Below are 18,622 nucleotides of genomic sequence, written 5' to 3'. Positions count from 1 at the left end.
GCCCGGGCATTCCGCAGCGTCGATCAGGGCTGCTTCGCCTCGCGCGGCGGCGCGCTGCTCGACGGCGTGCTCCTGGACGGTGCGTTCTTCACCCAGCGATCGAACCACATCAGCATTTCGGCGGCGAAGTGTTCGTTGGTTTCCTTCGCCGTGTACCAGTGCGGCTCGAAGGGCAGCATCACCAGGCGCGCGGTGCCGCCATTGCCGCGGATCGCCTGGAAGAGCTTCGGCGACTGCACCGGCTCGGTGCCCGGATTCGCATCGTCCTCGCCGTGCACGATGAGCAGCGGCTCGTTGACCTTGTCGGCATAGAAATAGGTCGAGGCTTCCTCGTACACGCGCTTGGCGTTCCACAAAGAGCGGCGCTCGTTCTGGAAACCGAAGGGCGTGAGCGTCTTGTTGTAGCCGCCGCTGCTGGCGACACCGGCACGGAACAGGTCGGAATGCGCGAGCAGGTTCGCGGTCATCAATGCGCCATGACTGTGCCCGGTGACGCCGATGCGCTCGCGATCGACCACGCCCAGTTCGACGGCCTTGTCGACCGCCGCCTGCGCGTTGTCGACGAGCTGCTGCAGATAGGTGTCGTACGCGGTACGCGGATCGCCGACGATCGGGAACGAGGTGTTGTCGATGATCGCGTAGCCGGCGAGCAGCAGCAGGCGGTATTCGGGGAAGCGGGTGAAGGTCTGCTGCGACCCGGTGACCTGCCCGGCCTTGCTCGGGTCGGCGAAGTCGGCGGGATAGGCGTACAGAACGGCCGGGACGCGCGTGCCGGGCTGGTAGCCGAGCGGCAGGTAGAGCGTGAACGACAGGTCGACGCCGTCCTTGCGCTTGTAGGTCACGAGCTGGCGCTGGATGCCGCGCACTTCCGGCGTCGGATCGGCGTAGGCGGTGACCTGCTGCGACGTCGATACGACACCCGCTTCGCCAGCCATGAGATCGCCGACCGGCGCGCCGAGCGTGCGCAGGTGCACGTTGGGCGGATCCTTCGGCGTCTCGCGCAGGGTGAGCAGGCGCTGGCCATCGTCGGACACCGAGATCACGCGCTCGAAGGCGTCGGTATCGCTGCGGAACAGGCGTTGCGTGCTGCCGGTCTTCAGGTCATGGCGATCGAGGAACGGACGGTCGCCCTGCTTCGTCGCGCCGCTGCCGCGCAGATACACCGCATCGCCGTCGCGGCGCACGACCACGCCACCGTTCGGCAACACCTTGAACATCGGCGAGCCCGGATTGCCGTAGCGCTCGTCCATCGAGTATTCCCACACCGTCACCGGCGGCGTCGCAGGCGCGGCGAGGTCCATGCGGGCGATGCGCACCCAGCGTTTGTTCGCGTCGAACTCGGTCAGCAGCGCCTCGCTGGAGGCCTCCAGCGGCATCAGCCCGGCGAAGCGCTGCGCGGTGCGCGCGATCTCCTCCGGCTGGCCGGTGAACGGCGCGCGCAGGCGCATCAGCTTGTCGCGCTGCGGGACTTCGACCTTCCAGTCGCCCTTGTCCAGGGCCTCGGGCCAGACCAGGGTGGCGGGCTCGCTGCCGACCCAGCCATGGTCGCGCGGACCTTCCGGCACGCCGCGGACCGGCACGCGATCTGCGACCGGCAGCTTCGCGATGTTCGTCGCGCGGCCGCTGTCGATGTCCAGCACGTCCACGCTGCGCGCGAAGCGCTGGTAGGTGGTCACGTACGAATACGGGCGCTGCAGGGTCTCGACCAGCGCGTGCACGCCATCGGGCGCCATGCCCACTTCGGCGATCGGACCGGGCTTGCCCAGCGGCACGACCTTGCCGGACGGCAGGTCGACGCGGACCAGCTGTGCGGTGACGTAGTGGTCGAACAATGCCTCGTCGTAGGCGTTGCCGAGCGTGTCGCGAGCTTCGTAGGTGCTGCTTTCGCCTTTGCCGGCGATGGCCTCGCTGATCTTCGGCCCGGCCACGGCCGGCGACTGCTTCGGCGCCGGTCCGAGATTCGCGGGCAACGCCTTCACCAGCAGGCGCGCGCTGCCGCCGGCCCACTGCAGGGTGTCGCCGAGGATCGTGTTGAGGCGCACGCCGGGAATCTGCCGGACCTTGCCGGTGTCGACATCGCCGACCCAGAGCTGCACGTGGTCGTCGACGGTAGTGTCGAAGGCGAAGCGCTTGCCGTCCGGCGACCACGCCGCGCCACCGACGCAGCCCTTCGCCGGCAGAGCGATCTTGCGCGCCTTGCGGGTCTCGACATCGACGAGGCTGTAGCCGGCGACGCAGGTGCGGATGCCGTAGCCGCTGGAGACATCGTGGCGCGCATGCGTGCGCGGCTCGATGCGCACGCCACCGAGCTTGAGGTAGGGCTCGGCGACGCGCTCGATGCCCGGGTAGGGATCGGTCTCGACGCGCAGCAGCGTGCGCCCGGTCGGATCGAGCGAAGTGCCTGGCGGCGGCGGTGCGCGCATCACCTTGAGCAGCGGCTCCGGAGGCGTCAGGTAACCGCCCTCCAGCGCCATGACCTGGCCGCTCAGCAGCAGCCCCCCGCAGACCCACAGCAACGACTTGCGCATCACGCTCTCCCCGGACTGACCAGGCACCCAGCCTAGTCGCCCGCCGTGGCGCGCACGCCTGCCGAAGGTCACCAGCACACCCCCGGTTGCGGCGGACGCCGTCTCAGAACGGGGCGGCCGACACCCATGCCTGCCAGGCGCCGGTGGCCGGGTGCGCGAACCCGAGCCGGGCCGCATGCAGGCACACCCGGGCTGCGGGCACCGCGCCGTAGAACGCGTCGCCGACGATGGGATGGCCGATGCTCGCCAGATGCACGCGCAGCTGGTGGCTTCGGCCGGTGACGGGCTCCAGCGCGAGCCGGGTCGTCGACGCCACGGCATCGCGAGACAGCACCCGCCAGCGCGTCAGGGAGGGTTTGCCGATCTCCATATCCACCTTCTGCCGCGGCCGGTTCGGCCAGTCGCAGATCAGCGGCAGGTCGATCTCGCCGGCATCGTCACCGACCAGCCCTTCCACCAGCGCCTCGTAGCGCTTCTCCACGGCGCGCCGCTCGAACTGCATCGACAGCGCGCGCTGCATCGCCGCACCGCGCGCGATCGCCACCAGCCCGCTGGTGACCTGGTCGAGACGATGCACGGTCAACGCATCCGGATACTCGCTCTGGATGCGCGAGATCAGGCAGTCGCGAAGTTCCGGGAGCCGACCCGGCACCGACAGCAGACCGGCCGGCTTCTCGACGATCAGCAGGTGGTCGTCGGCGTGGTGGACGGTGATGGCGTGCATGGGTGACATCATCGCAACGGAACGCTTCGAAACGAAAACGGGAAGGCCGAAGCCTTCCCGTCGTTTGCAGCGTCCTTAGTGGGTCAGGCAGCAATCAGAGCAGATGCGCCACGCCGGCGCGCTCTTCTTCCAGCTCGGCCAGCGTCTTGTCCATCGCGGCGCGGCTGAAGTCGTCGACCGGCAGGCCTTCGATGCGGGTGTATTCGCCGTTGGCGCAGGTCACCGGCACGCCGTACATCACGCCTTCCGGGATGCCGTAGCTGCCGTCGGACGGCAAGCCCATGGTCACCCACTTGCCGTCGGTGCCCAGCGCCCAGTCGCGCATGTGGTCGATGGCGGCGTTGGCGGCCGAGGCAGCCGAGGACAGGCCGCGGGCTTCGATGATCGCGGCGCCGCGCTTGCCGACCTTCGGGATGAAGTCGTTGGCGTTCCAGTCGGCGTCGTTGATCCTGTCCTTCAGCGATTCGCCGTTGACGGTGGCGAAGCGGTAGTCGGGGTACATGGTCGGGCTGTGGTTGCCCCACACGACCAGCTTCTCGATGTCGGCGACGGCCACGCCGGCCTTGTTGGCCAGCTGCGACAGCGCGCGATTGTGGTCGAGGCGCAGCATCGCGGTGAAGTTCTTCGCCGGCAGGTCCGGCGCCGACTTCATGGCGATGTAGGCATTAGTGTTGGCCGGATTGCCGACCACCAGCACCTTCACGTTGCGGCTGGCGACGGCGTTCAGCGCCTTGCCCTGCACGGTGAAGATCTCGGCGTTCTTGAGCAGCAGGTCCTTGCGCTCCATGCCCGGGCCGCGCGGCATCGCGCCGACCAGCAGGGCGTAGTCGGCGTCCTTGAACGCGACGTTCGGATCGTCGGTGCCGACCATGCCGGCGAGCAGCGGGAACGCGCAGTCTTCCAGCTCCATCATCACGCCCTTCAGCGCGGCCTGGGCCTTCTCAAGCGGCAGTTCCAGCATCTGCAGGATGACCGGCTGGTCCTTGCCGAGCATTTCGCCGGAGGCGATGCGGAACAGGAGGGCGTAGCCGATCTGGCCGGCGGCGCCGGTGACTGCGACTCGAACGGGTGCTTTCATGGGGATGTCCTTCACGGAAAGGTCTGTCGGGTGGAGCGAGTGGTGAGGAGGGTTGCGTCGGGAGGGTGTATCGCGATCAAGCCATCAGAAGACCCGGTAACCCAGCGGCGCGAGCAGTTCGCGGGTGCGGGTCTCGTCGTAGCCGTGGACCGGCGTGCGTCCGACCACCAGCACCGGGATGCCGCGCGCGTTGAGCGCCTCCATGGCGCGCGCGCCGGCTTCGGTGTCGACGTCGATGGCGTGGTAGCGCACGCCCTTGCGGTCGAACTCGGCCTGCAGCTTGCGGCAGTAGCCGCACCAGTCGGCGCGCAGCATCGAGATGCTGCGCTGGTGCCGGGGATCGCCGGCATCGCGCGTCGCAGAGGCAGCGCGGATCGCGGCGACCTGGTCGTCGCCCAGACCCGGCACGCGCGTCCACGTCGCGGACAGCAGGTGGTGCAGTCCACCGGCGAGAGCCAGCGCGAGCAGGAGCCAGGCGAGTCGGTTCATCGGAAAGGATCCGGTCCACCGGGCGGACGGGCCGCCCGGTGGACCTTCAGGCTCATTGCAGTTCGGAGAAGAACTCGACGATGCGCTGCAGGCCCGGGGCCAGCTGCGGCGTCGGGCAGGTGTAGCTGATGCGCAGCGCGCGCGGCTCGCCGAAGGCCGAACCCGGCACGCAGGCGACGCCCTTGGCGTCGAGCAGCGCATTGCACAGGTCCATGTCGTTGGCGATCGTCTGGCCGGTCGGGCCGTGGGTCTTGCCGAAGTAGGCGCTCACGTCCGGGAAGACGTAGAACGCGCCCTGCGGCTTCGGGCAGACCACGCCGGGGATCGACGTCATCGCCGCCATCACCTGGTCGCGCTTGGCCTGAAACTCCTCGTTCTTCTGCGTCGGCACGTCCTGCGGACCGGTCAGCGCCGCGATCGCGGCGGCGGTGGTCAGCTCGGGGATGTTGGTGATGTGGTTCGAGTTCATCGTCACCACGGCGTTGGCCACGGACTCCGGGCCGACCATGAAGCCGACGCGCCAGCCGGGCATGCCGTAGGTCTTCGACAGCGAATCCAGGAAGATCACGCGGTCGCGCAGTTCCGGGCGGAAATGCACGAAGTTGTGGTAGCCCAGGCCGTCGAACACCATGCGGTTGTAGATGTCGTCGGTGATGATCCAGGTGTCCGGATACTTCGCGACCACGTCCGCCAGCGCGGCGATCTCTTCCTTCGTGTACACCATGCCCGTCGGGTTGGACGGGTTGTTGAACAGGAAGACCTTCGGCTTCTTCGCCAGCGCGGCGTCGAGCTGTTCGGGCGTGAGCTTGTAGTTCTGCTCCGGCGGGCACGGCAGCAGGTCGACCTTGGCGTCGACGATCTCGGCGATGTCGAGGTAGCTGGTCCAGTACGGGGTCGGGAAGGCGATGGTGTCGCCCTCGTCCAGCAGGACCTCGGCCAGGTTGTAGATGATGTGCTTGGCGCCGATGCCGGTGGCCACGTTGCTGCGTTTGTAGCCCGTAAGCCCGATGGCTTCGATGTGTTTCAGGAAGGCATCCAGCAGCGCGTCGGCGCCGCGGTTGCTGCCGTACTGGCCCGAGTCCTTGCTCAGGGCCTCGCGGACCGCGTCGTAGACGTGGCCGCCGGGCAGGAAATTCGGGACGCCGATCGAGAAACTGATGATGTCGCGCCCTTCGGCCTTGAGACGCTTGGCCTTTTCGGCGACAACCATGATGGCACTGGGCTTGGCGCGACCAACGCGCCGGGCAAGCTGCAGCATCGCGGAACCTGTCGTTGTGGAATGGGGTGTGGGGACCTGCGGGGGGCAGGAGATGGATGCCCGCGGCACGAACCTGTAAAACAACCCCGTCAGGCTGTCGATCACAGGTCGGGAGGGAGCACGAAATGCTAACACAGGGCATCGTCCGAGCCGCCGCCGGAACGCTGTTTTCCCGGGCTTCGCGGCATTCCAGCTCGTTATGGCCGCGCGCGCTGACGCTGGCTTTCGCCTGCCTGCTGCTGAGCGCCTGCGCCTCCACACAGGTCCGTACGGCCAGGGACGACAGCGGCCAGCCGGTCGGCCTGGCCGGCAGCGTGGTCCTGGTCGAACCGGACATCGAGCTGTACGAGGTGCTGGCCGGCGGCGCGCAGGAGCCACGCAAGGCCTGGACCGACAGCGCCCGCCAGCTCTACCCGCAGATGGCCCGCGAGATCCTCGCCAGCCGGGGCCTCACCGTGGCCCCGGAGTTCGCCCTGCCCCCGGCGGACAGCAACGACGACCGCCTGCGCCAGCTCTACCTGCTGAACCAGGCGGTCTCGATCAGCATCCTGCAGTATTCGCGCGCCGGCACCAGCCCGAACGCCGGCCTGCGCAACAAGCGCGGCCGCTTCGACTGGACGCTCGGCCCGGGCGTCTCCGCCCTGCGCGAGGCCACCGGCGCCGACTACGCGCTGTTCACCTACATCCGCGACAGCTACACCAGCGGCGGGCGCGCGGCGATGCGAGTGATCGGCTTCCTGCTGCTGGGCGGCGACATCGGCGGCGGCTACCAGGTCGGCCTGGCCTCGCTGGTGGACCTGCGCACCGGCCAGGTGGTCTGGCACAACCTGCTCTTCGACCAGGCCGGCGACCTGCGGGACCCGGCCGGCGCGCGCGAAACCGCCGACGACCTGCTGCGCGGCCTCAACGCGCAGCGCGGAGCGCGGCCATGAGGCGCCGGTCTGCCGCAAAAGGGCTTTGGCCTTTCGCAGGAGGGCCTTCAGGCCCGAGCGCTTGCTTCGAACCCGACGAAATCGCCCTCGTGCAAAAAAGCTCGGGCCTGGTTTTCAACAGCCGAATGGCTGGTCAGGCCCTCCTACAAGAGCCGTCGCGCCTGCAGGCTGCGTTGCGAACCGCAGCGATCGCCGCGCTCTGCATCGCCCTCGCCGGCTGCGCGACCAGCCAGCCACTGCGCGAGCACCGCCCGGGCGACGCCCCGGTCGCCGGGACCGACGAGGACGAACTCTGGTACGCGATGCAGCGCGCCGAAACCGAACTGCAGCGTTCGCCGCAGCGCGTGCGCGACCCCGCGCTCAACGCCTACGTGCGCGAGCTGACCTGCAAGGTCGCGGCCGAGCATTGCAGCGACCTGCGCGTCTACATCATGGATGTCCCCGAATTCAACGCGTCGATGGCGCCGAACGGGATGATGCTGGTCTGGACCGGCGCCCTGCTCCGCGCCCGCGACGAGGCCGAGCTGGGCTTCGTGCTCGGCCACGAGGCCGGCCATTTCCGCGCCCAGCATTCGCTGCGCCAGTGGCGGCGGCTCAAGGACACCAGCGCCGTGCTCAGCGCCTTCCAGCTGGTCGCCTATGGCGCGGGCGTGCCCGACGCGGCGCTGCTCGGGGCGCTCGGCGCGTATGCCGGCATCTTCAAGTTCAGCCGCGACCAGGAGCGCGAGGCCGACACGCTGGGCTTCGAGGCCGCCGTCGCACGCGGCTACGACCCGGAGGCGGGCGCCGACCTGTGGGCGCGGCTCAAGCGCGAGGAAGAGACGCGGAAATACGAACGGCGCGGCGTGGTCTTCGCCACCCATCCGGCCACCGAGGAGCGCCTCGCGGACATCCGCAGCGCCGCCGCAGCCCTGCCCTCGCCACCGCGCGAACGCAACCGCGACGCCTACCGCGCCGCGATGCGGCCCTTCCTCGAAGGCTGGCTGGCCGAGGAAGTCTCGCGCCGCCGCTACGCCAGCTCGCTGCTGGTGATCGGCGACCTGCTCGCCGATGCGCCGCAGGAAGACCATGCGCTGCTGACCTTCTACCTCGGCGAGGCCCATCGCCGTCGCAACGCCGCCAGCGATCGCGCGAAGGCCGCCGAACTGTACGCGCGCGCAGTGGCCCTGCCTGGCGCACCGGTCGCGGCCTGGCGCGAGCACGGCTTCGCCCTGCGCGACGCCGGGCGCAAGGCCGAGGCCAATGCGGCGCTGCGCCGCTATCTCAACACCGCCACGCAGGCCGAGGACCGCGCCTTCGTGCAACGCGAACTCGATCGACTGGGAGGCACGCCATGATCGTCCGTCGTCTGCGCACGCTTGCGCTCATCGCCCTGATGCTGACGCTCGCCGCCTGCGCAGGCGGCGGTGGCCGCTTGGTCAAGCCCGGCCCGAACCCGGCCGGCGGCAAGCTCATGATCGACAGCGAAATGGAATGGACGCGGATGAGCGCGTCGCGCTACCAGCTCTGGACCATGGACGGCGAACTGCTCAACCGCCTCTATCTCATTCCGCGCGTCCGCGAACGCGAATTCATCTTCCTCGGCCAGCGCCAGACCAGGCGTCGACCCGACGGCGCCTTCTACCAGCGCGGCCTGCGCGCCGACGAACTGCGCGATCTCATCCTCGACGGCCTGCGCGCATCGGGCACCGCCGATGTCGAAGCCACGAACCTGCGCCCCGCCCGCTTCGGCAACCGCGACGGCCTGCGCTTCGAATTCTCGCTCGCCAATCCGGAAGGTCTGCGTTACCGGGGCATGGCCGCCGCGTTCGAGCACGAGAAAGGCCTCGCTCTCGCGATCTTCCTCGCGCCGGCAGAGCACTACTACCCGCGCGACGCGGAGAAGGTGTCGAAGATGCTGGACACGCTGCGCATGCGCTGAGCCACGAGGCATCGACGGACAATCGTCAATCCACCATCTGCTGGCCCGGATAGTTGTCGTCGAGATAGCGCGACCAGGTGTCGATGCCCTTCGCGACGCAGGCCTTGTCGGTGCAGGTGTCGAGATCGCGGATCGCGGCCTGGTAGGTCCGGTGGCTGTCCGGGTATTCGCCGCCGATCGCCATGAACTGTTCCATCAGCTCGAAATGCCGGTGGCGCAGAGCGGTGTCCTCGCAGAGGATGCGATGGCGCAGGCTGGCGTTCTCGCCGCAGGCGATGTTCTCGACGCGATGCACGCCACGACGCCCGCGCGCGCGGACGGACTGGATCACATCGTTGCTGTAGGCCTCCGGATCGGTCGGCAGGGCGCCGCCGGTCAGCGTCCAGCGCACGCCATCGTCCCAGGCCAGCAGGACATCGCGCTTCACGGAATCGACCGAGGCGCTCACGTCCAGCGGCGTCATCGTCAGCGCCACGGTCCCGTCCGGAAGGGTTTCGACCAGGGAAAGCGCACCGGTCGCGGGATCGAAGGACGCGATGCGCACGTCCAGTTCGCGGATGCCGCCTTCGAAGATCGCCAGCGCGTCGCCTTCGCGGCGGATGAACACCGAGATGCTTTCGTCCGCATCCGTCGGCACGGCCTTCGTGACCATCCAGTCGCCGGCGAAGCGGTCCAGCGCCTGCTCGCGCGTCAGCGGGACCGGCGCGGGCGCAGGCATGGACGCGGGCGCGGGATCGACGGCCTTCGCCGCTGGCAGCAGCGCACCGGTCGTGCGATCGGCAGGCGGTGCATCCCCGGCGCACGCGGTCACGAGCGCGACGCACAGCGCCAGCGTGCAGACCGGAGGCAAGACGGCGCGGCGTCGCGAGGATCGAACGCCGTCAGTCTCCGCCACCACCGTCCCCGCCTCCGTCACAACTGCTGTCTCCACTATCTCCACTGTCGCCACCGTCGTCTCCCGGATCGCAACGATCGTCGCTGCGATCATCGCCGTACCCGCGGTCGCCGCTACCGGACGACCAAGAGGACGCGCCGACATCGCCGATCACACCTTCGTCATTCGAGGCGCCTCTGCGGACATGCTGCGCGGCGAAGACCAGCACGCCGAAGACAGCGAGGAGCAATGCAGGCACCAGATATCCCTGCAACAGCAGAGCGCCCGCCAGCAACAGGATCACGACGGCAAACACGCGGCCCGGGTTCATGCTGTGTCCTTGGAAGTTGTGCGCTCGAAACGAAAAACGCGGCCAATGGCCGCGTTTTCTTCAGGGTTGCCGCAGATCGATCACGCCGCGAGGATCTTGTTCCACTCGGCGACGCGGTCGGCCTTGGCGTCGAGCGCGGCCTGGGCATCGCCTTCGATCTTGATGCTCTTGATCGTGTCGCCCTGGCGGATGCTGTCGACCACGTCCAGGCCTTCGAGCACCTTGCCGAAGACGGTGTGCTTGCCGTCCAGCCAGCCGCAGGGGACGTGGGTGATGAAGAACTGGCTGCCGTTGGTGTTCGGGCCGGCGTTGGCCATGGACAGCACGCCGCGCTCGTGGCGCACGCCGTTGTTGGCTTCGTCCTCGAAACGGTAGCCCGGGCCGCCGGTGCCGCGACCCTGCGGGCAGCCGCCCTGGACCATGAAGTCGGCGATCACGCGGTGGAAGATCAGGCCATCGTAGAAGCCGCGCTGGACCAGGTTGACGAAGTTGGCGACGGTCAGCGGCGCCTTGTCGGCGTGCAGCTCGATGCGGATCGGGCCGCGGTCGGTGTCGAAATGGGCGATGAGGCTCATGCTCGGGCTCCGGGAGGGGGCGAATGGGGGCCACACCCTACCATGCGCCCCGGCGGATTGCCCCCGACGCGGCCAGCGGCCGCGCCGGGCGACGGGTCACAGGCGCTCGTCGGCCACCTCGCCCGCGCGGTAGGTCACGTAGACGAAGACCGGAATGCCGGCATCGGCCAGGTGCTCGTGCACCAGCGGACGCACATCGTCCCACGCCAGTCCGCCCACGCCGGTCGCCAGGCGGGGCAACGCCAGGCTGGTGATGCCCTGCTCGGCGATCTCGGCACGCAGGGCCTTCAGGGCATGGCGCACGTGCTGCAGGCTGGCCTTGCCGGGTTTGCCGCCGTGATGGCCTTCGGCGCCATCCTGGGTGAACAGATTCACGATCCGGCGGCCGTCGGCGCCGGCCCAGGTCCACAGGCCGCCAGGTTTCGGATGGGTGGACTGGCAGTAATGCCGGAAATCCTTGTAGAGGGCCGGGGCATGCTCGCGCAGCGAGAGCGCCAGGCCGGTATGGAAATCGTCGTTCGGCGCGACACCGTGGGCGATTGCCTGGGCGCGGGTCTTGAGGATGTCGCCGGTCACTTCGTGGATCATGCATGCCTCCGTCGGGGCGTTCTGGAATGGCGCCAGCCTCCCACGGGCGACACCCGACCGCCTTGTCCCGCGACAGGCGCCGGAATCGGCTTTTCCGCTAGAATCGAAGGATATCTGCGCGCTCAGGGCCTGCGCCGGCGGCGGTGATGGTCCAGCACCGAGCCCATCAGCAGCGCCCAGCAGACCGCGAACAGGCCGCCGCCGACCACCAGCACCGCCAGCCGGGCGGATTCGGGCAGGCTCCGGGCCAGCGGTCCCTCCGGGTCGAAGCGCATCCACAGCCCCAGGCCCAGCAGAACCATGGCGATGACGTCCAGGCCGATCAGCCAGACGGGCGGTTTCCAGGGAGCGTTCGCGGGCGGGGTCGGGGTCATCGGGAGTCCTCGGGACAGGGTCGTGAATGTCGGAAATGGGGCGACTGCGGGTATCCGACAGGCGTATGGAGCCATTGCTCCGCCCCGACGGCTATACTAGTGGGCTTCCTTCACGAAAATCTCAGCGCCCGACCACCCCGGGTGCCCATCGCCATGTCCGCATCCAATTCCGTCGAACGCCTCCGCAACATCGCCATCGTCGCCCACGTCGACCATGGCAAGACCACCCTCGTCGACCAGCTGCTCAAGCAGTCCGGCACCCTGAACGAGCGCGCCGTGGTCCCCGACCGCGTGATGGACAGCAACGATCTGGAAAAGGAACGCGGCATCACGATCCTCTCCAAGAACACCGCGATCCGCTGGACCAACCCGAAGACGGGCGAGGACTGGCGCATCAACATCGTCGACACCCCCGGCCACGCCGACTTCGGCGGCGAAGTCGAGCGCGTGCTGTCGATGGTCGATTCGGTGCTGATCCTGGTCGACGCGATGGACGGCCCGATGCCGCAGACGCGCTTCGTGACCCAGAAGGCGTTCGCGATGGGCTTCAAGCCGATCGTCGTCATCAACAAGGTCGACCGCCCGGGCGCGCGCCCGAGCTGGGTGCTGGACCAGACCTTCGACCTGTTCGACCGCCTCGGCGCCAACGACGACCAGCTCGACTTCACCACCGTCTACGCCTCCGGCCTGCAGGGCTTCGCCGGCATGACCGAAGACGTGCGCGACGGCGACATGACCCCGCTGTTCGAAGCCATCTGCGAGCACGTGCCGGCACCGCCGGTCGATCCGGACGGCCCGTTCCAGATGCGCGTCACCTCGCTGGACTACAACAACTACGTCGGCATCATCGGCGTCGGCCGCATCCAGCGCGGCAAGGTCAAGACCAACCAGCAGGTGGTCGTGATCGACCGTGAAGGCAAGACCCGCAACGGCAAGGTGCTGCAGGTGCTCGGCTTCATGGGCCTTGAGCGCATCGAAGTGCCCGAGGCGCAGGCCGGCGACATCATCGCGTTCAGCGGCATCGAAGGCATCGGCATCTCCGACACCCTGTGCGCGCCCGACGCGGTCGAGCAGCTGCCGGTGCTCGCCGTCGACGAACCCACCATCTCGATGACCTTCCAGGTGAACGATTCGCCGTTCGCCGGCGTGAAGGACCGTTCGGGCGGCAAGTTCCTGACCTCGCGCCAGCTGCGCGATCGCCTGACCCGCGAGACGCAGCACAACGTCGCGCTGAAGGTCGAGGACACGCAGGACGCCGACAAGTTCAAGGTCAGCGGCCGCGGCGAGCTGCACCTGTCGATCCTGATCGAAACCATGCGCCGCGAAGGCTACGAGCTGGCCGTGTCGCGTCCGGAAGTGATCATCAAGGAAATCGACGGCATCATGCAGGAGCCGATCGAATCGCTGGTCGTCGACATGGAAGAGCAGTTCCAGGGCGGCGTGATGGGTCGTCTCGGCGAGCGCAAGGCGCTGCTGCAGAACATGGAACCCGACGGCAAGGGACGCGTGCGCCTCGACTACCTGATTCCGGCGCGCGGCCTGATCGGCTTCCAGACCGAATTCCGCACGCTCACCGCCGGCACCGGCCTGCTGTTCCACGTGTTCGACCACTACGGTCCGAAGACCGAAGGTGCGATCGGCCAGCGCCAGAACGGCGTGCTGATCTCCAACGGCACCGGCCCGTCGCCGGCCTACGCGCAGATCGCGATGCAGGAGCGCGGCCGCCTGTTCATCGAGCCGGGCGAGGAAATCTACGAAGGCCAGATCGTCGGCATCAACAGCAAGGACAACGACCTCACGGTCAACGCCCTGCGCGGCAAGCAGCTGACCAACTTCCGCGCGTCCGGCAAGGACGACGACGAAGGCCTGATCCCGCCGATCAAGTTCTCGCTTGAGCAGGCGCTGGAATTCATCGACGACGACGAACTGGTCGAAGTCACGCCCAAGCAGATCCGCCTGCGCAAGAAGTTCCGTCTCGAAACCGACCGCAAGCGCGCCTCGCGCTCGGCGTAAGCACAAGGGCGCGTCGCGATGGCACCCGACGCGCAGGATGCGCCCGTCCCGCAGGTCCGCACGGGCCTGCGGGCGGCACGTGCCATCGCGCTGTTCGAACTGGCCAAGGGCGCGTTCGCGCTGACGGCCGCCAGCGGCCTGGAGATCCTCGGGCCAGCGCCGATCCGGCGCTTCGTGCACTGGCTGATCGAAGTCTTCCGCTTCGACGCCCACCACAGCGCGCTGGCCAGCTTCACCCGCCGCATCGATCCCGAATCCGTCCATCTGGCCGCCGCCGTGGCCGCCGCCTACGGCCTGCTGCATCTCGTCGAAGCCTGGGGCCTGTGGCGCAGCCGGCGCTGGGCCTCGTGGCTCGGCTGCATCGGCGCCGCGATCTACCTGCCCTTCGAAGGCTTCGCCCTGGTCCGCGACCCGGGCTGGGTGCCGCTGGTGGTGGTGGCGATCAACCTGAGCATCGTCGGGATCCTCGCCCGCGACCTGATAGTCCGCCATCGCGCGGAACTCGAGTCCACGGCACGCTGAGAGCCAAACGCCGCGCTTGTGCCCCGGACGCGCGCGGGCAATGCTGGGCGCCCGCCCTATCCCGAACGCATCGCATGTTCCGGCGCTCCCCGCTCCTGCTGGCCTGCCTTCTTGTCCTCACCGGCTGCACAGGCAGCGACGCGCCGACAGCGCAGGGCAAACCGTCTTCGACGACGCCCCTGCCCGCCTTCGCCTTCGAGGAATCCAGCGTCGAAGACCTGCAGACACGGATGCGCGACGGCCGGCTCGACAGCGCAACGCTGACCCGCGCCTACCTCGATCGCATCGCCGCGATCGACGATGCCGGGCCGACGCTGGGCGCGGTGATCGAACTCAATCCCGAGGCGATGCGCGAAGCACAGGCGCGCGACGCGGAGCGCAAGGCCGGCAAGCTGCGCGGACCGCTGCACGGCATCCCGGTGCTGGTGAAGGACAACATCGATGCGACGCCGATGATCAACTCGGCCGGCTCGCTGGCGCTGGCGATGCATCGCCCGAAAGCCGACGCCTTCCTCGTCGCGAAACTGCGCGCGGCCGGCGCGGTGATCCTGGGCAAGACCAATCTCAGCGAGTGGGCGAACTTCCGCTCGACGCGCTCGACCTCGGGTTGGAGTTCGCGCGGCGGGCAGACGAAGAATCCGTACGTGCTCGACCGCTCGCCCTGCGGCTCCAGTTCCGGCAGCGGCAGCGCGATCGCCGCGAATCTCGCCACCGTCGCCATCGGCACCGAGACCGACGGCAGCATCCTCTGCCCGTCGGCGGTGAACGGCCTGGTCGGCCTGAAACCGACCGTCGGACTGGTCAGCCGCAGCGGGATCATCCCGATCTCGGCCTCGCAGGACACCGCCGGGCCGATGGCCCGCAGCGTCGCCGATGCGGCGCACCTGCTCGATGCGATCGCCGGCAGCGATCCGGCCGATGCCGCGACGGAAACGGCACGCATCGCACCGTATGCCGCCGCGCTGAAGCCCGGTGCATTGAAGGGCGCGCGCATCGGCGTGCTGCGCGCGGCCACCGGCTACCAACCGGGCGTCGACGCCGCGTTCGAGCGCGCGCTGCAGGCCCTGCGCGACGCCGGTGCGGACGTGCAGGATGCGAGCATCGCGAAGGCCGGAAGCTGGGGCGATGCGGAATTCGAGGTGCTGCTGCACGAGTTCAAGGACGGCCTGAACCGCTATCTCGCCGACAGCGGCGCGCCGGCGGCCTCGCTCGCCGCGCTGATCGAATACAACAAGACCCACGCGGACAAGGTGATGCCGTGGTTCGCGCAGGAGCTGTTCGTGATGGCCGAGGCGAAGGGTCAGCTGAGCGACAAGGCCTATCTCGACGCCCGTGCGAAGGCGCGTCGGCTCGCCGCGACCGAAGGCATCGAAGCGACGCTGGCGGACGGCGGCTTCGACGCCCTCGTCGCGCCGACCACGTCGCCGGCCTGGCCGATCGATCCGGTCAACGGCGACCACTTCACCGGTGCCGGCTACGGCGTCGCTGCGGTCGCCGGCACGCCCAGCCTCACCGTGCCGATGGGCGATGTCGCAGGCCTGCCGGTCGGCATCGCCTTCCTCGGCGGCGCGTGGAGCGAAGCGCGGCTGATCGCGCTGGCCTACGACTACGAACGCGCGACGCGGCATCGCAAACCGCCGGGCTTCCGCGCATCGCTGTCGTTGAAATAAGCCGCCGCCCATGTCTATCGAACTCGACGCCACGTTGTGGCTGCTCACTGCGCTCGCCGGTTTTGCGGCCGGGCTGATCGACAGCATCGTCGGCGGCGGCGGGCTGGTCCTCACGCCGGCGATGCTCAACCTGCACCCGCAGCTGCACATCCTGCAGGCGATCGGCACGCAGCGCACCAGCTCGATCATGGGCACCAGCGTCGCGGCCTGGAACTACCTGCGCAGGATCAAGGTCGAGCGCCGCATCCTCGTGCCGGCCTGCATCGCCGCGCTGTCGGCATCGGCGGTCGGCGTGCAGCTGGCCAAGCGCATCGACGGCGAGGTGCTGAAGTGGACGGTGCTGGCGATCTGCGTCGTGCTCGCGATCTACACCGTGTTCCGCAAGGATCTCGGCCTGCGCGAGGACCGTCGTTTCCATCCCAAGCACGAGACGATGGCGGCCGTGGCGATCGGCGCCGCCACCGGCTTCTACAACGGCCTGATCGGCCCGGGCACCGGCACGCTCATGGTCTTCGCCTTCGTCAGCTTCCTCGGCCTGGATTTCCTGAAGTCCTCGGCGGTATCGAAGACGACGAATGTCGCGGCCGACCTCAGCTCCTGGACCGTGCTCGCCCTGGGCGGCTTCGTGCTGTGGACGCTGGCAATCCCGCTGATCATCGGCAACATGATCGGCAGCTACATCGGCAGCCACATGGCGATCAAGCGCGGCCAGGGTTTCGTGCGCGCGGTGTTTCTGGTGATCGTGCTGGCGCTGATCGCGCGCCAGGCCTGGCAGCTGGCGACGCAGCCCTGAGCGCCTGACGTCCCGCCCTTGTGGAACAGCGGTCTAGCCAGCCGACGGTGGCTCGACGTCCCGCGCCTGCACCAGCGACAGCAGGTCGCCGATGCGGCAGTGCGCCTCCAGCGGATGGCGCAGCGGCACTTCCGCATCGATCCGGTAGCGGTTGCGGCGACCGTCGCGCTCACGGGTCAGCACGCCTGCCTGTTCCAGCTCGGACACGATCCGCAGCACTGCGCGCTCGGTGATGCCGACCTGCTGGGCGATGTCGCGCACGGTCGGGTCGCCCTGGCCCGCGAGGCAGACCAGCACATGCGTGTGATTGCTGAGGAAGGTCCACCCCCCCGGCGCGGTTTCTTTCCCAGACATGCCAGATTCTCCACTTGACATCGGCATTCTAGCGACAAAGAATACATGACACTAATTTCATGTATTTCGAGTCATGAAAATGAATGCCCAGATCAAACCCGAAGCATCGCAAACCGCCTACCAGCCCGCCGTGCTGCCCGCCCGCACCATCCCGGTCGCCCCCGGCGACGGCATCGGCCCGGAGATCATGGACGCCACGCTCGCCATCCTGAAGGCGGCGGACCCGGCGCTGGCCTTCCACCCGGTGACCGTCGGCCTGAAGGCCTACGAGGCCGGGCTGATGGCCGGGATCGGCGAGGACACCTGGCAGGCGATCGACGCGCACAAGGTCATCCTCAAGGGCCCGATCACCACCCCGCAGGGCGGCGGCTACAAGTCGGTGAACGTGACCCTGCGCAAGACCCTCGGCCTGTACGCGAACCTGCGCCCCTGCGTCTCCTACCACCCCTGGGTGACCGCGCTGCATCCGAAGATGGACGTGGTGATCGTGCGCGAGAACGAGGAGGACACCTACGCCGGCATCGAGCACCGGCAGACCGATGAAGTCGTGCAGTGCCTGAAGCTGATCACGCGGCCCGGCTGCGAGCGCATCGTGCGCTACGCCTTCGAGTACGCCCGCGCGCACGGGCGGAAGAAGGTGACGTGCATGAGCAAGGACAACATCATGAAACTCACCGACGGCCTGTTCCATCGGGTCTTCGACGAGATCGCGGCGGAATATCCCGACATCGCCGCGAACCACATGATCATCGACATCGGCACCGCGCGCATGGCCAGCCGGCCGACCGATTTCGACGTGGTGGTCACGCCCAACCTCTACGGCGACATCCTGTCCGACGTGGCCGCCGAAGTGGCCGGCTCGATCGGCTTGGCCGGTTCGTCCAACATCGGCCGCGATGTCGCGATGTTCGAGGCCGTGCACGGCTCGGCGCCGGACATCGCCGGCCAGGACATCGCGAACCCCTCGGGCCTGCTGCTGTCGGCGGTGATGATGCTGGTCCACCTCGGCCGCGCGAAACCGGCCACCGACATCCACAACGCCTGGCTGTGTGCGCTGGAGGACGGCATCCACACCGGCGACATCTTCCGCGACGGCACCAGCCGCCAGCGCGTCGGCACCCGTGGCTTCGCCGAGGCGGTGATCGCGCGCCTGGGCCAGCGCCCGAGCCGCATGCCGGCGGTCGACTATCCCGAGCAGGCGCCGACCGCCCTGCCCGCCGAACGCAGCGACGCGCCGGTGCGCACCCGCGCACGCAAGACCCTGGTCGGCGTCGACGTCTTCCTGCACTGGGACGCCGAAGGCCGCGACCCGAACGCGCTCGGCGCGGCGCTCGAAGGCCTCGCCGGGCCGGACTTCCGCCTCGCGCTGATCACCAACCGCGGCGTGAAGGTCTACCCCGAAGGCAATCCGCAGACCCTGCGCACCGACCACTGGCGCTGCCGCTTCCCGGCGGTCGGCGAGACGGTCGATGGCCGGGCCATCGCGCACCTGCTGCTGCGCATCGCCGAAGCGGGCTTCGACGCGATCAAGACCGAACACCTGCATGCCTTCGACGGCGTGCGCGGCTATTCCCAGGCCCAGGGCGAGTGAGCACAGC

Annotated in this window: 19 protein-coding genes; 8 read left to right on the top strand and 11 right to left on the bottom strand. The window is 68.6% G+C overall.

The annotated features are described in order from the left end of the window. Nucleotides 1-23: 23 nt before the first annotated feature. From ACFQ0E_RS08140 to ACFQ0E_RS08120, 5 genes are all read right to left on the bottom strand, one after another. Nucleotides 24-2,474 carry a S9 family peptidase gene (locus tag ACFQ0E_RS08140; RefSeq protein WP_386824085.1) on the bottom strand — a complete coding sequence of 817 codons (2,451 nt, stop codon included), beginning with the start codon at nt 2,472-2,474 and terminating at the stop codon, nt 24-26. A 157-nt stretch (nt 2,475-2,631) separates the two neighbouring features. Next, the gene (locus ACFQ0E_RS08135) at nt 2,632-3,252 is read right to left on the bottom strand and encodes an RluA family pseudouridine synthase (protein ID WP_386823157.1); all 621 of its coding nucleotides are present in this window, start codon (nt 3,250-3,252) and stop codon (nt 2,632-2,634) included. Nucleotides 3,253-3,346: 94 nt separating this feature from the next. Continuing rightward, nucleotides 3,347-4,330, bottom strand: coding sequence for a malate dehydrogenase (locus ACFQ0E_RS08130; RefSeq protein WP_386823156.1), 984 nt, complete (start codon nt 4,328-4,330; stop codon nt 3,347-3,349). Nucleotides 4,331-4,414: 84 nt separating this feature from the next. Beyond that, nucleotides 4,415-4,819 (bottom strand): glutaredoxin family protein, encoded by a 405-nt coding sequence (locus ACFQ0E_RS08125; protein WP_386823155.1) that lies wholly within the window; start codon nt 4,817-4,819, stop codon nt 4,415-4,417. A gap of 52 nt (nt 4,820-4,871) precedes the next feature. Then, nucleotides 4,872-6,077 (bottom strand): aminotransferase class I/II-fold pyridoxal phosphate-dependent enzyme, encoded by a 1,206-nt coding sequence (locus tag ACFQ0E_RS08120; RefSeq protein WP_386823154.1) that lies wholly within the window; start codon nt 6,075-6,077, stop codon nt 4,872-4,874. 125 nt (nt 6,078-6,202) lie between these two features. Between ACFQ0E_RS08120 and ACFQ0E_RS08115 the strand changes: the two genes are divergently transcribed. The 3 genes from ACFQ0E_RS08115 to ACFQ0E_RS08105 all read left to right on the top strand — a co-directional run bounded on the left by ACFQ0E_RS08115 (nt 6,203) and on the right by ACFQ0E_RS08105 (nt 8,930). Further along, on the top strand, nt 6,203-7,009 hold the full coding sequence (locus ACFQ0E_RS08115) for a hypothetical protein (RefSeq protein ID WP_386823153.1): 807 nt from the start codon (nt 6,203-6,205) through the stop codon (nt 7,007-7,009). A 125-nt stretch (nt 7,010-7,134) separates the two neighbouring features. Then, on the top strand, nt 7,135-8,346 hold the full coding sequence (locus tag ACFQ0E_RS08110) for a M48 family metalloprotease (RefSeq protein WP_386823152.1): 1,212 nt from the start codon (nt 7,135-7,137) through the stop codon (nt 8,344-8,346). Then, the gene (locus ACFQ0E_RS08105) at nt 8,343-8,930 is read left to right on the top strand and encodes a hypothetical protein (RefSeq protein WP_386823151.1); all 588 of its coding nucleotides are present in this window, start codon (nt 8,343-8,345) and stop codon (nt 8,928-8,930) included. The genes ACFQ0E_RS08110 and ACFQ0E_RS08105 overlap by 4 nt, the downstream gene beginning before the upstream one ends. A gap of 25 nt (nt 8,931-8,955) precedes the next feature. Here ACFQ0E_RS08105 and ACFQ0E_RS08100 read toward each other — a convergent pair whose 3' ends face one another. The 5 genes from ACFQ0E_RS08100 to ACFQ0E_RS08080 all read right to left on the bottom strand — a co-directional run bounded on the left by ACFQ0E_RS08100 (nt 8,956) and on the right by ACFQ0E_RS08080 (nt 11,672). Next, entirely contained in the window at nt 8,956-9,780 is an 825-nt protein-coding gene (locus tag ACFQ0E_RS08100) for a hypothetical protein (RefSeq protein WP_386823150.1), read from the bottom strand. 31 nt (nt 9,781-9,811) lie between these two features. Further along, nucleotides 9,812-10,135, bottom strand: a complete 324-nt coding sequence (locus ACFQ0E_RS08095; protein ID WP_386823149.1) for a hypothetical protein — start codon at nt 10,133-10,135, stop codon at nt 9,812-9,814. A gap of 80 nt (nt 10,136-10,215) precedes the next feature. Beyond that, nucleotides 10,216-10,710, bottom strand: a complete 495-nt coding sequence (locus ACFQ0E_RS08090; RefSeq protein ID WP_386823148.1) for a peptidylprolyl isomerase — start codon at nt 10,708-10,710, stop codon at nt 10,216-10,218. Nucleotides 10,711-10,806: 96 nt separating this feature from the next. Beyond that, complete coding sequence (locus tag ACFQ0E_RS08085; RefSeq protein ID WP_386823147.1) at nt 10,807-11,298, bottom strand: macro domain-containing protein; 492 nt, start codon at nt 11,296-11,298, stop codon at nt 10,807-10,809. A 122-nt stretch (nt 11,299-11,420) separates the two neighbouring features. After that, nucleotides 11,421-11,672 (bottom strand): hypothetical protein, encoded by a 252-nt coding sequence (locus ACFQ0E_RS08080; protein WP_386823146.1) that lies wholly within the window; start codon nt 11,670-11,672, stop codon nt 11,421-11,423. Between the two features lie 153 nt (nt 11,673-11,825). Between ACFQ0E_RS08080 and typA the strand changes: the two genes are divergently transcribed. From typA to ACFQ0E_RS08060, 4 genes are all read left to right on the top strand, one after another. Beyond that, nucleotides 11,826-13,685, top strand: a complete 1,860-nt coding sequence (gene typA / locus ACFQ0E_RS08075; RefSeq protein WP_386823145.1) for a translational GTPase TypA — start codon at nt 11,826-11,828, stop codon at nt 13,683-13,685. A gap of 18 nt (nt 13,686-13,703) precedes the next feature. Continuing rightward, entirely contained in the window at nt 13,704-14,207 is a 504-nt protein-coding gene (locus tag ACFQ0E_RS08070) for a DUF2127 domain-containing protein (RefSeq protein WP_386823144.1), read from the top strand. 74 nt (nt 14,208-14,281) lie between these two features. Then, nucleotides 14,282-15,877: an amidase gene (locus ACFQ0E_RS08065; RefSeq protein ID WP_386823143.1), complete on the top strand. Its 1,596-nt coding sequence runs from the start codon at nt 14,282-14,284 to the stop codon at nt 15,875-15,877. 10 nt (nt 15,878-15,887) lie between these two features. Further along, nucleotides 15,888-16,670, top strand: coding sequence for a sulfite exporter TauE/SafE family protein (locus tag ACFQ0E_RS08060; protein ID WP_386823142.1), 783 nt, complete (start codon nt 15,888-15,890; stop codon nt 16,668-16,670). Nucleotides 16,671-16,703: 33 nt separating this feature from the next. Here the strand turns inward: ACFQ0E_RS08060 and ACFQ0E_RS08055 are convergent, their stop codons facing one another. After that, nucleotides 16,704-17,024 (bottom strand): helix-turn-helix transcriptional regulator, encoded by a 321-nt coding sequence (locus ACFQ0E_RS08055; protein WP_386823141.1) that lies wholly within the window; start codon nt 17,022-17,024, stop codon nt 16,704-16,706. A gap of 73 nt (nt 17,025-17,097) precedes the next feature. Here ACFQ0E_RS08055 and ACFQ0E_RS08050 point away from each other — a divergent pair, with 73 nt between their 5' ends. Then, nucleotides 17,098-18,615, top strand: coding sequence for an NADP-dependent isocitrate dehydrogenase (locus ACFQ0E_RS08050; protein WP_386823140.1), 1,518 nt, complete (start codon nt 17,098-17,100; stop codon nt 18,613-18,615). Nucleotides 18,616-18,622 lie beyond the last annotated feature (7 nt).

Origin of the sequence: Lysobacter brunescens (genome assembly GCF_042677005.1) — a bacterium.
GTDB lineage: Bacteria > Pseudomonadota > Gammaproteobacteria > Xanthomonadales > Xanthomonadaceae > Lysobacter_I > Lysobacter_I brunescens.
This window is presented reverse-complemented; position numbering and strand designations above follow the sequence as displayed.

What these genes read in the sequence shown, in the direction of transcription:
- ACFQ0E_RS08140 (WP_386824085.1), bottom strand. Translation starts at nt 2,474, where the DNA reads ATGGCGCTGGAGGGCGGTTACCTGACGCCTCCGGAGCCGCTGCTCAAG.
- ACFQ0E_RS08135 (WP_386823157.1), bottom strand. Translation starts at nt 3,252, where the DNA reads ATGCACGCCATCACCGTCCACCACGCCGACGACCACCTGCTGATCGTC.
- ACFQ0E_RS08130 (WP_386823156.1), bottom strand. Translation starts at nt 4,330, where the DNA reads ATGAAAGCACCCGTTCGAGTCGCAGTCACCGGCGCCGCCGGCCAGATC.
- ACFQ0E_RS08125 (WP_386823155.1), bottom strand. Translation starts at nt 4,819, where the DNA reads ATGAACCGACTCGCCTGGCTCCTGCTCGCGCTGGCTCTCGCCGGTGGA.
- ACFQ0E_RS08120 (WP_386823154.1), bottom strand. Translation starts at nt 6,077, where the DNA reads ATGCTGCAGCTTGCCCGGCGCGTTGGTCGCGCCAAGCCCAGTGCCATC.
- ACFQ0E_RS08115 (WP_386823153.1), top strand. Translation starts at nt 6,203, where the DNA reads ATGCTAACACAGGGCATCGTCCGAGCCGCCGCCGGAACGCTGTTTTCC.
- ACFQ0E_RS08110 (WP_386823152.1), top strand. Translation starts at nt 7,135, where the DNA reads ATGGCTGGTCAGGCCCTCCTACAAGAGCCGTCGCGCCTGCAGGCTGCG.
- ACFQ0E_RS08105 (WP_386823151.1), top strand. Translation starts at nt 8,343, where the DNA reads ATGATCGTCCGTCGTCTGCGCACGCTTGCGCTCATCGCCCTGATGCTG.
- ACFQ0E_RS08095 (WP_386823149.1), bottom strand. Translation starts at nt 10,135, where the DNA reads ATGAACCCGGGCCGCGTGTTTGCCGTCGTGATCCTGTTGCTGGCGGGC.
- ACFQ0E_RS08090 (WP_386823148.1), bottom strand. Translation starts at nt 10,710, where the DNA reads ATGAGCCTCATCGCCCATTTCGACACCGACCGCGGCCCGATCCGCATC.
- ACFQ0E_RS08085 (WP_386823147.1), bottom strand. Translation starts at nt 11,298, where the DNA reads ATGATCCACGAAGTGACCGGCGACATCCTCAAGACCCGCGCCCAGGCA.
- ACFQ0E_RS08080 (WP_386823146.1), bottom strand. Translation starts at nt 11,672, where the DNA reads ATGACCCCGACCCCGCCCGCGAACGCTCCCTGGAAACCGCCCGTCTGG.
- typA (WP_386823145.1), top strand. Translation starts at nt 11,826, where the DNA reads ATGTCCGCATCCAATTCCGTCGAACGCCTCCGCAACATCGCCATCGTC.
- ACFQ0E_RS08070 (WP_386823144.1), top strand. Translation starts at nt 13,704, where the DNA reads ATGGCACCCGACGCGCAGGATGCGCCCGTCCCGCAGGTCCGCACGGGC.
- ACFQ0E_RS08065 (WP_386823143.1), top strand. Translation starts at nt 14,282, where the DNA reads ATGTTCCGGCGCTCCCCGCTCCTGCTGGCCTGCCTTCTTGTCCTCACC.
- ACFQ0E_RS08060 (WP_386823142.1), top strand. Translation starts at nt 15,888, where the DNA reads ATGTCTATCGAACTCGACGCCACGTTGTGGCTGCTCACTGCGCTCGCC.
- ACFQ0E_RS08055 (WP_386823141.1), bottom strand. Translation starts at nt 17,024, where the DNA reads ATGTCTGGGAAAGAAACCGCGCCGGGGGGGTGGACCTTCCTCAGCAAT.
- ACFQ0E_RS08050 (WP_386823140.1), top strand. Translation starts at nt 17,098, where the DNA reads ATGAAAATGAATGCCCAGATCAAACCCGAAGCATCGCAAACCGCCTAC.